Origin of the sequence: Amycolatopsis acidicola, assembly GCF_007713735.2 — a bacterium.
GTDB lineage: Bacteria > Actinomycetota > Actinomycetes > Mycobacteriales > Pseudonocardiaceae > Amycolatopsis_E > Amycolatopsis_E acidicola.
This window is the reverse complement of the sequence record NZ_VMNW02000158.1, coordinates 1-10,864: the sequence shown is the minus strand read 5'-3', so window position 1 is coordinate 10,864 and position 10,864 is coordinate 1. Positions and strand designations below refer to the sequence as shown.

At 68.2% G+C, this 10,864-nt stretch carries 9 protein-coding genes; 3 read left to right on the top strand and 6 right to left on the bottom strand.

Translation table 11 applies throughout. The features are described 5' to 3' along the window. Window positions 1-3: 3 nt before the first annotated feature. Both FPZ12_RS44315 and FPZ12_RS44310 read right to left on the bottom strand, forming a co-directional pair. The gene (locus FPZ12_RS44315) at window positions 4-1,578 is read right to left on the bottom strand and encodes an alpha/beta hydrolase (protein WP_150980798.1); all 1,575 of its coding nucleotides are present in this window, start codon (window positions 1,576-1,578) and stop codon (window positions 4-6) included. A gap of 22 nt (window positions 1,579-1,600) precedes the next feature. Continuing rightward, window positions 1,601-3,157 carry an alpha/beta hydrolase gene (locus FPZ12_RS44310; RefSeq protein WP_424923711.1) on the bottom strand — a complete coding sequence of 519 codons (1,557 nt, stop codon included), beginning with the start codon at window positions 3,155-3,157 and terminating at the stop codon, window positions 1,601-1,603. A gap of 151 nt (window positions 3,158-3,308) precedes the next feature. Here FPZ12_RS44310 and secA2 point away from each other — a divergent pair, with 151 nt between their 5' ends. Both secA2 and FPZ12_RS44300 read left to right on the top strand, forming a co-directional pair. Next, complete coding sequence (gene secA2 / locus FPZ12_RS44305; RefSeq protein WP_144760203.1) at window positions 3,309-5,636, top strand: accessory Sec system translocase SecA2; 2,328 nt, start codon at window positions 3,309-3,311, stop codon at window positions 5,634-5,636. 110 nt (window positions 5,637-5,746) lie between these two features. Further along, window positions 5,747-7,468: an NAD+ synthase gene (locus tag FPZ12_RS44300; RefSeq protein ID WP_144760206.1), complete on the top strand. Its 1,722-nt coding sequence runs from the start codon at window positions 5,747-5,749 to the stop codon at window positions 7,466-7,468. Window positions 7,469-7,629: 161 nt separating this feature from the next. Here the strand turns inward: FPZ12_RS44300 and FPZ12_RS44295 are convergent, their stop codons facing one another. Both FPZ12_RS44295 and FPZ12_RS46790 read right to left on the bottom strand, forming a co-directional pair. Next, on the bottom strand, window positions 7,630-8,382 hold the full coding sequence (locus FPZ12_RS44295; protein ID WP_144760209.1) for a maleate cis-trans isomerase family protein: 753 nt from the start codon (window positions 8,380-8,382) through the stop codon (window positions 7,630-7,632). 63 nt (window positions 8,383-8,445) lie between these two features. Beyond that, window positions 8,446-8,943 (bottom strand): helix-turn-helix domain-containing protein, encoded by a 498-nt coding sequence (locus FPZ12_RS46790; protein ID WP_243770353.1) that lies wholly within the window; start codon window positions 8,941-8,943, stop codon window positions 8,446-8,448. A gap of 586 nt (window positions 8,944-9,529) precedes the next feature. Here FPZ12_RS46790 and FPZ12_RS44285 point away from each other — a divergent pair. Next, complete coding sequence (locus FPZ12_RS44285) at window positions 9,530-10,066, top strand: methylated-DNA--[protein]-cysteine S-methyltransferase (RefSeq protein WP_144760215.1); 537 nt, start codon at window positions 9,530-9,532, stop codon at window positions 10,064-10,066. Here the strand turns inward: FPZ12_RS44285 and FPZ12_RS44280 are convergent. Together FPZ12_RS44280 and FPZ12_RS47175 are read right to left on the bottom strand one after the other, a co-directional pair. Continuing rightward, window positions 10,063-10,644 (bottom strand): DinB family protein, encoded by a 582-nt coding sequence (locus FPZ12_RS44280; protein WP_144760218.1) that lies wholly within the window; start codon window positions 10,642-10,644, stop codon window positions 10,063-10,065. The two genes, FPZ12_RS44285 and FPZ12_RS44280, sit on opposite strands and share 4 nt — an antisense overlap. Before the next feature lie 68 nt (window positions 10,645-10,712). Further along, a partial coding sequence (locus FPZ12_RS47175) for an amino acid--tRNA ligase-related protein (RefSeq protein WP_166463112.1) occupies window positions 10,713-10,864 on the bottom strand: 152 nt, incomplete at its 5' end.

Below are 10,864 nucleotides of genomic sequence, written 5' to 3'. Positions count from 1 at the left end.
GGGTTAGGTGGGGCAGCGAGTGCCGGGTGGGGGCAGGGTGCCGTCGACGAGGTAGGCGAGGCCGTTGACATCGACGCACTGGTTGCCGTGCAGGAAGGCCGTGTGCTGCGCGCCGTCGTAGGTGAGGAGGCCGCCGCCCATGTCGCCGGCGAGGTTGACGCCCGCCTGGTACGGGGTGACCGGATCGTTCGTCGACGAGATGACCAGCGGGGGCGGCAGGCCGGGCACCGTCGGATGATGTGGCTGGGAGGTGCTCGCAGCAGGCCAGGCGCCGCAGACGTCCGGCTCGCCCTCGTCGGGCCGGCCGCCGCCGAGGAACGGCGCGGCGGTGAGCATGCGCTGGTGGATCGCCTCGACCGCGCCCGGGTCGGTCACTCGCGGGTTGTCGACGCAGCGCACCGCGTAGTACGCGTCCTGCAGCGACGAGTAGCGCCCGTCGGCTCCGCGGTCGTAATAGCCGTCCGCGAGCTTCATCAGCACGCTGCCGTCACCGGCGCGGAGCAGGTTCAGGCCGCTGTTCAGGAGCGGCCACGACTGCTGGGAGTACATCGCCTCGACCAGCGCAGTCATGGCGTCGTCGTAGGAAAGCTTCCTTCCTCCCCCGGCCGGCGCGGGGTTGTTGCGTAAGGGGGAGATCAGGTCGGTGAACGTCTGCGTCGCTCGGGACGGGTCCTGGCCGATGGCGCAGCCGGCGTGCTTCGCGCATTCAGCGGCGAACATCCCGAATGCGCGGTTGAAGCCGTTTCCCTGTCCGACCAAGGAGTCCGCCTGGCTCTCGCTCGGGTCGATCGCCCCGTCGAGCAACAGGGTGCGGACGTTCGCGGGGAACGCCTCCGCGTAGCTGTAGCCGATCTGGGTGCCGTACGAGTAGCCGAGGTAGTTGAGCTTCTTCTCGCCCAAGGCCGCGCGCAGCACGTCGAGATCCTTGACGACGTCCCTGGTGCCGACGTTCGCCAGCACGTCCGCACCGGTGCGCTGCACGCACTTGCCCGCGAAATCCTTCGCCTGCGCCGCCCAGGCGGCAGCCGAACCAGGCGAGGTGCCGTCCCCCAGATCGTTCTGACGTTCGGCGTCCCGTTCCGCGTCGGTCAAGCAGTGCACGCGCGGCTGGCTCGCGCCGACCCCGCGCGGATCGAAACCGACGAGATCGAAGCGCAGGCCGATCGCGTTGCCGGACACCCTCTGCACGAGATGCGCCGCCGCCTCCATCCCGGAACCGCCCGGCCCGCCGGGGTTCATCACCAGCGAGCCGATCTTGTCCGTCTGGTCGGAAGCCTTGTGCCGCAACACACCCACGGTGATCGTCTGCCCTTGTGGGCGGGCGTAGTCGAGCGGCACGGTCAGCCGCGCGCACTCGACCCCGGGCGTGCGGAACGCGTCCTGGCTCTGCCCATTCGTCGCGTACGGCGCACAGTCACCCCAGACCAGTTTCTGGTCGTAGAACCTGTCGAACGCATGCACGTCCGACACCGGCGAGGGGTGCGGGGCCCGGCTCGGGGCCTGCGCGGTACTGCACGCCGTCAGCGCACAGAGCACCAGGCACACGACGGCCACGAGCCGCCAGCGACGGAAACGCATCTGTCACATCGTGCCAGCTCAGTCACTGTGCGGCACAACGCTTCCCGGCCGCGGGCAGTGTCCCGTCCACCAGATACGCCGTGCCGGCGTCGTCAACGCACGAGTTCCCCTGCAGGAAAACGGTGTGCTGTGTGCCCTCGAAGGTCAGCAGTGCCCCGTTCATCGCCTTCGCGAGGTTCACCCCGGCTTCATACGGCGTGGCGGGATCGTTGGTGGTCGAAATCACCAGCACCGGCGGCACACCGGAAACCTTCGGCTCGTGCGGCTCCGACGTGTTGGGCACCGGCCAGTACGCGCACGCGTCGAGCGCGGCGCCGTTCGGCCTGCCGTCGTCGAGGAACGGCGCGACCTGGTCGTACTGGTTCTCGGCGTTGAGGATCTCGTTCTTGTCGGTCACCCGCGGGTCGTCCACGCAGCGGATCGCGGTGAACGCGTCCTGGGTGTTGGAGTAGTGACCTTGCTGGTCACGTTCGTTGTACTGGTCGGCCAGCGCCATCAGCGTGGTGCCGCGGCCGCGCTTGAGCTCGTTGAGCCCGGTGTTCAACGGCTCCCACAGCTGCTGGGAGTACAGCGCCTGGATGGTGCCGAGCGTGGCGTCGTCGAAGGTCAGTTTGCGGCCGTCGCCGATGTTGACCGGGTTGTCGATCAGCGGGCGGACCAGATCCTGGTACGCCTTCGTCGCGTTCGCCGCGTCATTTCCCAGCGCACAGTCCTGCCGCGCCGCGCACCATTTCCCGAATTCCGTGAACGCCTTGCCGAACCCGGCGCCCTGGTTCACCAGTGACTCGGTTTCGTCCTCGTTGGGATCCAGCGCCCCGTCGAGCACCATCGCGCGCACGTTGCCGGGGAACGCTTCGGCGTAGGTGTAGCCGATCCGAGTGCCGTAGGAGTAGCCGAGGTAGGTCAGCTTCTGTTCGCCCAGCGCGGAACGGAGCACGTCCATGTCCTTGGCGACGTCGCGGGTGCCGAGGTTGGCGAGCATCGCCGTGCCGTGATCGGTGCGCTGGGCGCATTTGGTGGCGAAGTCCTTGGAGTCCGCTTCCTGCTTGGCCACGCCTTCCGGCGAGCCATCGGTGTCGAGGTCCTTTTCGCGATCGGCGTCCCGTTCGCTGTCGGTCAGGCAGTTGACCTCCGGCTCGCTGGCGCCGATGCCACGCGGGTCGAACCCGACCAGATCGAACCGCTGCCCCAGCTCCGAATTCGACATCTGCGACGAAAGGCTCGCGGCGGCCACCATCCCGGACGCGCCGGGGCCACCCGGGTTCATCACCAGCGCGCCGATCCGGTTGCCCGTGGCTTTGTGCCGCAGCACCCCGATGGTGATCGTGTCGCCCTGCGGGTTGGCGTAGTCCAGCGGGACGGTCAGCCGCGCGCATTGCAGATCTTGGCTACCAAAGGCGGATTTCGCGTCGTCGGAAGTCGCGTAGGGTGCACACTCACCCCAGGTCAGCGGCTGCGCGTAGAACTTGTCCAAGCCGGCGGGCACCGGCCCCACCGGACCACGGGACTCGGTCTGGTTCGGCTCCGCCTCCGGCGTGCTCGAATGTTCCGACGTGCACGCCGCGAGCGGGGTCAGCAGGCAGATACCGATCAGGACGACGACTCGCGCGGTTCGCGACCGGGCTCGCTGTAGGAGGGGCACGGCGTGATCGTGCCATCCTGGCGGGGAACACACGACCACCACCACCTCGTTGCCGGGTGGACGGTTGGAGAGAGACAGGAGACCGAGGGTGCCCGCACTGATCAGCCGAATGGGGAAGCGGCTGCGCCGGTTCATCGAGCGGCCGGGAAGCATCGAGCTGACCCACTACGAAGGGCTGCTGCCGGCGATCGGCGAACTCGAGGCGGAGGTCGAGGAGCTCAGCGACACCGAGCTCACCGAGCGCGCGGCGAAACTGCGGCTCGAAGCGGACTTCGACGACAAGCAGCTGATCGAGGTGTGCGTGCTGGGCCGGGAGGCCGCGCGCCGGGCGCTCGACGAACGTGCCTTCGACGTCCAGCTGCTGGGCACCATGGGCCTGCTCACCGGGCACGTCGTGCAGATGGAGACCGGTGAGGGAAAGACGCTGGCGGGCGCGCTCGCCGCGGCCGGGTTCGCGTTGCAAGGCAAGCGGGTGCACGTCGTGACGGTCAACGACTACCTCGCCCGCCGCGACGCGGAGTGGATGGAGCCGGTCTACAAGCTGCTCGGGGTGACGGTCGGCTGGGTCGACCCGTCGCTGAGCCGTGACGAGCGGCGCTCGTCCTACGAGGCCGAAGTGACCTATGGCGCGGTGAGCGAGATCGGGTTCGACGTGCTGCGGGACAGGCTCGTGACCCGCGTCGAGGACCTGGTGCAGCCCGAGCCCGAGGTCGCGATCGTCGACGAAGCGGACTCCGTGCTCGTCGACGAAGCGCGGGTGCCGCTCGTGATGGCGGGTTCGGTGGACCACGCGGTCGCCGACATCGAGGTGGCCAACGTCGTCCGGCGGCTGCGCCTGGGCCTGCACTACGAGACGGACTCGGACGGCCGCAACGCGTGGCTGACGACGGCCGGCGCTTCGGTGGTGGAGAAGGCGCTCGGCGGGATCGACCTCTACGGCGACTCCGGTTCCGACCGGCTGGCGGCGGTCAACGTCGCGCTGCACGCGCACGCACTGCTCACTCGCGACGTCGACTACCTGGTGCGCGACGAGAAGGTGCAGCTGATCAACACCTCGCGCGGCCGTGTCGCGGAGTTGCAGCGCTGGCCGGACGGGCTGCAGGCGGCCGTCGAGGCGAAGGAGCAGGTGGCGGCCACCGACCGCGGCGAAATCCTCGACTCGATCACCGTGCAGGCCCTGCTCGCGCGGTATCCGCGGGTGGCGGGCATGACCGGCACGGCGGTGGCGGTGGCCGAGCAGCTGCGCGAGTTCTACCAACTGGAAGTCGCGGTGATCCCGCCGAACACCCCGAACATCCGCGAGGACCACCCGGACCGGATTTTCGCCTCGCCGTCGCAGAAACTGCGGGCGATCGAGACGGAGATCCGGGAGGTGCACGAGACCGGGCGGCCGATCCTCGTCGGTACGCAGGACGTGGCCGAGTCAGAGGAGCTGGCGGAGAAGCTGGCGAAGGTCGACCTGCCGTGCGTTGTGCTCAACGCACGCAATGACGCCGAAGAGGCCGCGATCATCGCCGAAGCCGGTACTCACGGGGCGGTGACCGTGTCGACCCAGATGGCCGGGCGCGGTACCGACATCCGGCTGGGCGGCGCGGACGGCAAGGACCGCGAGCGGGTGGCCGAGCTAGGCGGGCTGCACGTGATCGGCACCGCGCGGTACCCGTCGAGCCGGCTGGACGGGCAGCTGCGCGGGCGGTCCGGGCGGCAGGGCGACCCGGGCAGCGCGGTGTTCTTCGCGAGCCTGAACGACGAGCTGGTGCTGTCGAACGCGCCCGATGTGCCGGACGGGATCCACGCCGACGAGGAGACCGGCGAGATCACCGACCCCGCGGCGCAGCGGCAGATCAACCACGCGCAGCGGGTCGCCGAGGGTGTGCACCTGGAGATCCACCGGAACACCTGGCGGTACACGCGGCTGATCGAGCACCAGCGGCACGAGCTGCTCAAGTACCGCGACAAGCTGCTGCGGACCGATCTCGCCGCCGAAACGCTGAAGGAAGCGGCGAAGAAGCGGTACGAAGAGTTCGAGGAGAAACTCGGCGAGGCGGAGCTTGAGCAGATCTGCCGGGAGATCATGCTCTTCCACCTGGACGAGCTGTGGTCGGACCACCTGGCGTTCCTCACGGATGTGCGGGAAAGCATCCACCTGCGGGCGCTCGCGCGGGAAACGCCACTGGACGAGTTCCACCGGCTGGCGATCCCCGAGTTCCGCAAGATCGTGCCGGGGATCGAGGAACGTTCGCTCCAGTCGTTCGAGGAAGCCGAGCTGACCGACGACGGGATCGACCTGGCGGCCTCGGGCGTGCGGAGGGCCAGTTCCACGTGGACGTACCTGGTGCACGACAACCCCTTCGACTCGGACTTCGAGCAGACGCTGAAGCAGGTGCGGAACCTGCTGCGCCGGAAAAAGGACTGACCGGGGAGCGAGGGATGTTCGCTACGGCGAGGTCGTAGCAAACATCCCTTGCTCGTTCCGTGGGGCACAATCCGGCTGTGGCGTCGCGGCGCGTGGGTGAGAATGTGCGTATGCCGCAACTACGGATCGCGCTGGCTCAGATCAACTCGACGGTGGGCGATGTCGCGGGCAACGCGCAGCTGCACGTCGATTGGGCGAAGAAGGCCGCTGAGGCGGGGGCACACGTCGTGGTGTTCCCCGAGATGTCCCTGACCGGCTACCCGGTCGAGGATCTTTCCCTGCGGGCCACGTTCGCGCAGGCGTCCCGGAAGGCGGTGGACGACCTGCCGCGGCGGCTGGTCGAAGCCGGCTGCGGCGATTTGCTCGTGTACGTCGGTTATCTCGACCTCGACGAGGTGGGCACCCGCGACGCCGCGGCCGCGCTGTACGACGGTGAAGTGGTGGGGCGGCAGTTCAAACACCATCTGCCGAACTACGGCGTTTTCGACGAGCACCGGTATTTCAAGGCCGGGCAGACGCTGGACGTGGTGCGGCTGCACGGGCTGGACATCGGCATGGTGATCTGCGAGGACATCTGGCAGGACGGCGGGCCGGTGACCGCGCTGGGCGAAGCCGGCGTGGACCTGGTGGTGTCGCCGAACGCGTCGCCGTACGAACGGTCCAAGGACGACATCCGGCTGCCGCTGGTCGCCCGGCGCGCGGCCGAAGCGAAGGCGCCGCTGGTCTACACGAATTCGGTCGGTGGTCAGGACGACCTGGTGTTCGACGGTGATTCGATCGTCGTCGGCGCGGACGGTGAGCTGCTCGGCCGGGCGCCGCAGTTCCTGGAGCACCTGCTCGTGGTCGACCTGGAACTGCCGGCGGGCGGACATTGCGCCGAGGGCGAGTTCGAAGGGATGCAGGTCCGGCGGCGAGTGCTCAGCACCGAACCCGTGCCGTCCTACGAGCCGGTGGAGGCGCCGATCAGCGAACCGCTTTCCGACGAAGCCGAGGTGTGGTCGGCCCTCGTCGTCGGCTTGCGCGACTACGTGCAGAAGAACGGTGCCCGCTCGGTGATCTTCGGGTTCTCCGGCGGGATCGACTCGGCAGTTTCGGCCGCGCTGGCGGTGGACGCGCTCGGGCCCGATTGCGTGTACGGCGTTTCGATGCCGTCGAAGTACTCGTCGGAGCACTCGAAGTCGGACGCGGCGGAACTGGCGCGGCGGCTCGGCTGCCACTTCCGGACCGAACCGGTCGAGGACATGGTGCGGGTGTACGTGGATCAGCTGAAGCTGACGGGGCTGGCCGAGGAGAACATCCAGGCGCGTACCCGGGGCATGCTGTTGATGGCACTGTCCAATCAGGAGGGTCACCTCGTGCTGGCGACCGGGAACAAGACCGAGCTCGCCGTGGGCTATTCGACGATCTACGGCGATGCGGTGGGAGCGTTCGCGCCGATCAAGGACGTTTTCAAGACGCACGTGTGGGAGCTTGCGCGGTGGCGCAACGCCGAGGCCGAGAAGCGCGGGGAGACGCCGCCGATCCCCGAGAACTCGATCAGCAAGCCGCCGTCGGCCGAGCTTCGGCCGGGGCAGCTGGACACCGATTCGCTGCCGGACTATCCGCTGCTGGACGACATCCTGGACGACTACGTCGAGGGCGACCGGGGGTACGCGGACCTGATCGCCGCCGGGTTCGACGCGGAGACGATCGACCGGGTGCTGCGGATGGTCGACCGCTCCGAGTTCAAGCGGCGGCAGTACCCGGTGGGCACGAAGATCACGTTCAAGGCCTTCGGCCGGGACCGGCGGCTGCCGATCACGAACGGATGGCGCGAGGGGACGCAGCGCTGACCCACCGGCTTCCGGTGAGCCGCGGCGGTTGGGAGCAAGGTGCATTTGCTCCAATCCGGCGCGTGGGAAGGTGCGTTCGCTCCGGCTGCGGCGGGGCCGAGCAAGGTGCGTTTACTCCAACTACCTGCCGCAGGTGAAGGATTTGCAGCAAGGTGGCTTTGCTACTGCTGATCGGTAGCAAAGCCACCTTGCTGCGTTAAGTGCTGGTGCGGGCCGAGGGCGGGGCGCGCGATGGCGCGCAGGAGCGCCCACACGGTGGCCTGGTTCGCCGAGATGACGGGCTTGCCGAGGTGTTGTTCGAGCGAGGCGATGAGGTCGTAGGTCGGCAGGGCGGTGCAGCTGATGAAAACGGCGTCGGCGGCCGGATGGTCGCCGGAAAGTACGAGATCGGCCACGCGGTCGTAGGTCACGTCTGGGAGTTCGGGGGCGGACAGGTCCAAGCCGCGGAGCGCCATCACATCGAAACCGGTCTCCGTCAGATACGCGCGGAGGCGTTCGCCGACCGGTTCCGAGTACGGGTGGACGACCGCGACGCGCCTGGCCGCGACGACCGCCAGCGCCTGGGTGACCGCACCGGCGGTAGTCAACGCGATCGACGCGCCACAGGCGAGCATTTCGTCGCGCAATGCCTTTTCGCCTTCGGTTCCACCGATGAAAGAGCAAGCGGTACAGGCATAGATCACGGCCTGCGCGCCGACGGCGGCGAGTTGTTTCGTGGGGCCCGCCAGGTAGCGAGCTGCGTTCAGTTCGGTGACCAGCTCCTGGGGATTGCGACTGGAGATCGGGTCGGTACGGGTGAGGTACACGGTCACGTCGGGCGGGACCCAGCGCCACAACTCCCTGTCCCGTGTGAAATCGAACGACGCCACCACGCCGACGCCGGTCTGAGATTCGGGACCCGGAACACGCTCCATGATCCCCAGGGTAGGAAGGTGCGTTTGCTCCAGCAGCCGGGCAGGGCAAGGCGGCAGCGCAGTTCAGGCTGGTGACGGCGACAGCAGACGACGTAGGACCGCTGGGGTTTCACCGGAGTGGGCACGTACGGTCCGCGTGAGGTGGGCCTGATCTGCGAAGCCGAGGTCGACGGCGAGGGCGGCAAGGTCCGACTCGCCGGCTTCGAGACGGTCCAAGGCTTTGCCGACACGGACACGATTCCGGTAGTGAGTGAGCGACACTCCCAGCTCGCGGGAAAAAGCGCGGCTCAACCGGTACGGCGAAACCTCGAGGCGCTCGGCCAACGGCAGCAAGCCGGGATGGCCGTCGGCGATGGCGGCGCGAGCCCGAGCGACAAGGGCGCTGTCGGAATCATGCACACCAACGGTGGCTCGGCGGAGTGCAACGCCAAGCAAGTGAAGCAGAGCTTCGACGACGGCGTAGTCGACGTCCTGCCCGCGCACAGCGGCGAGAAGGCGTCGGTGCGCGAGGTCGAGGCGCGCATCGACGTACACGTCACCATGTTCGGAGGCGCCGGTCATCGTGTGCCAAAGATCGGGACTCACCGTGATCGACGTACACACGTCTCCCCCGGCGGGATGCGCGAAGTACTCCTCGTCGCCGGGCAGGCTGACATAACCGACTGTCGGATCGACGTCGGCGACGCGTCCGGCCAGGCGGCGGCGGAAGCGCCCGCGCCGAACCAGGACCAGCCCGTGCCCTGACCGTTGTTCGGGCGCGGACCAGCCGCGGTGGTCGTCCTCGCACGACACCGCATACGCGGCAAACCCTGGCCGGGCGGCCAGTTCCACGGCAGCACGCATGACAACAAGCTAAGCCCCGGCTACGACAGTTCCCGTAGCGCAAGAATCTTCAAGACGGCCTGCACGACGAAGAGCAGACTGTGAGTGGCGTCCCGCAAGGAAAGGAACACCTCATGCCAGCCGCGCCCTCCGCCGACGTGGCCGACCGTGCCGACTCGGCCAGACTTGCCGCGCCTTCCAAGAAAGTCACTGGATGGGCCATCACCTCCCGTGATGTGAACATGTGTATTCGAGCGGGTCGCACCGGTCAGGGAGCGCCCCCGAAAAGCAACCTCCTTGTCTCGTGCCGGAGAATCGAGGCTTGATGACTACTCAGGGCTTCGCGGTGTTCGAGACCGCGATCGGACACTGCGGGATCGCCTGGGGCGAACGCGGTGTGCTCAGCGTGCGCCTGCCCGACCGGAGCCCACAGGTCACCCGCGCCCGGCTGCAGAGCCAGTTCCCCGAGGCCGGCGAAACCGAGCCCCCGGACCACATCCGGCACGCGATCGACGAGATGAACTCCCTGTTGCGGGGTGACCGCCTCGACCTCGCCGACATCGAGCTCGACCTTGAAGGCGTGCCCGAGTTCCATCGCCGCGTGTACGAGATCGCGCGGACGATCCCGCCCGGCAAGACCTTGACCTACGGCGACGTGGCGACCCGGCTGGGCATGCCCGGCTCGGCCCAGGCCGTCGGCCAGGCCTTGGGGCACAACCCTTTCCCCATCGTCGTCCCTTGCCACCGGGTGCTGGCGGCAGGCGGGAAGATGGGTGGGTTCTCGGCGCCCGGCGGGGTGGACACCAAGCGGCGGATGCTGGTCATCGAGGGCGCGCGGCCCGACGAGCCCACGCTCTTCTAACCCGGCTCCCAGGGCTCGACCCATGGCGCCGGCGGCCGCCCTTCGGCCGCGGCCAGCAGCGGAGGCGAAGTAGCGCCATCGATGTGTTCACGCACTATCTCGGCATGACCGGCGTGCCGGGCCGTTTCCTGGATCAAGTGCAGCAACACCCACCGCACCGACCAGACCACGACGTGCTGCGGGAACCACGACACCCCTTTCGGCACCGGGACCGGCTGGCCGAGATCGGCGAACCGCTTGACGGCCTTTTCCGTTGCGCTCGCGACCTTTTCATACCACGCGAGCACGTCGTCCAGCGTTTCTTCCTTCTCCAGCTGGAAATCCGCACCGGCAGCCGACCCGCTCCCCGGTGGGGAGCCGGTTCTTTGGCGCTGTAACAAGACATCCAGCCAACCTCGCTCGGTGATGGCGACATGCTTGACCAAGCCGCCGACACTCAGCGGGCTGCGGCTGGGCACCTGGCGGGCCTGCTCGTCGGTGAGGCCGTGTGCGGCGATGCGGAGAACATGGCGCTGCTGGGCCAGAAAGGCCAGCAGGCCGTCACGTTCACCGGCTACCGGGCGGACGATGGCGGGCATGGGCGACTCCTTTCGCGGATGTTTGCGGACAGGGTCGCACCGGGGTCTGACAGTTTTCGCGGACTTGGTCAGGATTTGGCTCTGGTGAAGGGAAAAGTGATGGTCTGGCGGATGGTGGTGCCGGTGAGCATCATGATCAGCCGGTCGATGCCGAGCCCGAGCCCGCCGGTCGGGGGCATGCCGTGTTCGAGCGCGGTGAGGAAGTCCTCGTCGAGTTCCA

Coding starts and splice junctions, on each gene's coding strand:
- FPZ12_RS44315 (WP_150980798.1), bottom strand. CDS start 1,578: ATGCGTTTCCGTCGCTGGCGGCTCGTGGCCGTCGTGTGCCTGGTGCTC.
- FPZ12_RS44300 (WP_144760206.1), top strand. CDS start 5,747: ATGCCGCAACTACGGATCGCGCTGGCTCAGATCAACTCGACGGTGGGC.
- FPZ12_RS44295 (WP_144760209.1), bottom strand. CDS start 8,382: ATGGAGCGTGTTCCGGGTCCCGAATCTCAGACCGGCGTCGGCGTGGTG.
- FPZ12_RS46790 (WP_243770353.1), bottom strand. CDS start 8,943: ATGACCGGCGCCTCCGAACATGGTGACGTGTACGTCGATGCGCGCCTC.
- FPZ12_RS44285 (WP_144760215.1), top strand. CDS start 9,530: ATGACTACTCAGGGCTTCGCGGTGTTCGAGACCGCGATCGGACACTGC.
- FPZ12_RS44280 (WP_144760218.1), bottom strand. CDS start 10,644: ATGCCCGCCATCGTCCGCCCGGTAGCCGGTGAACGTGACGGCCTGCTG.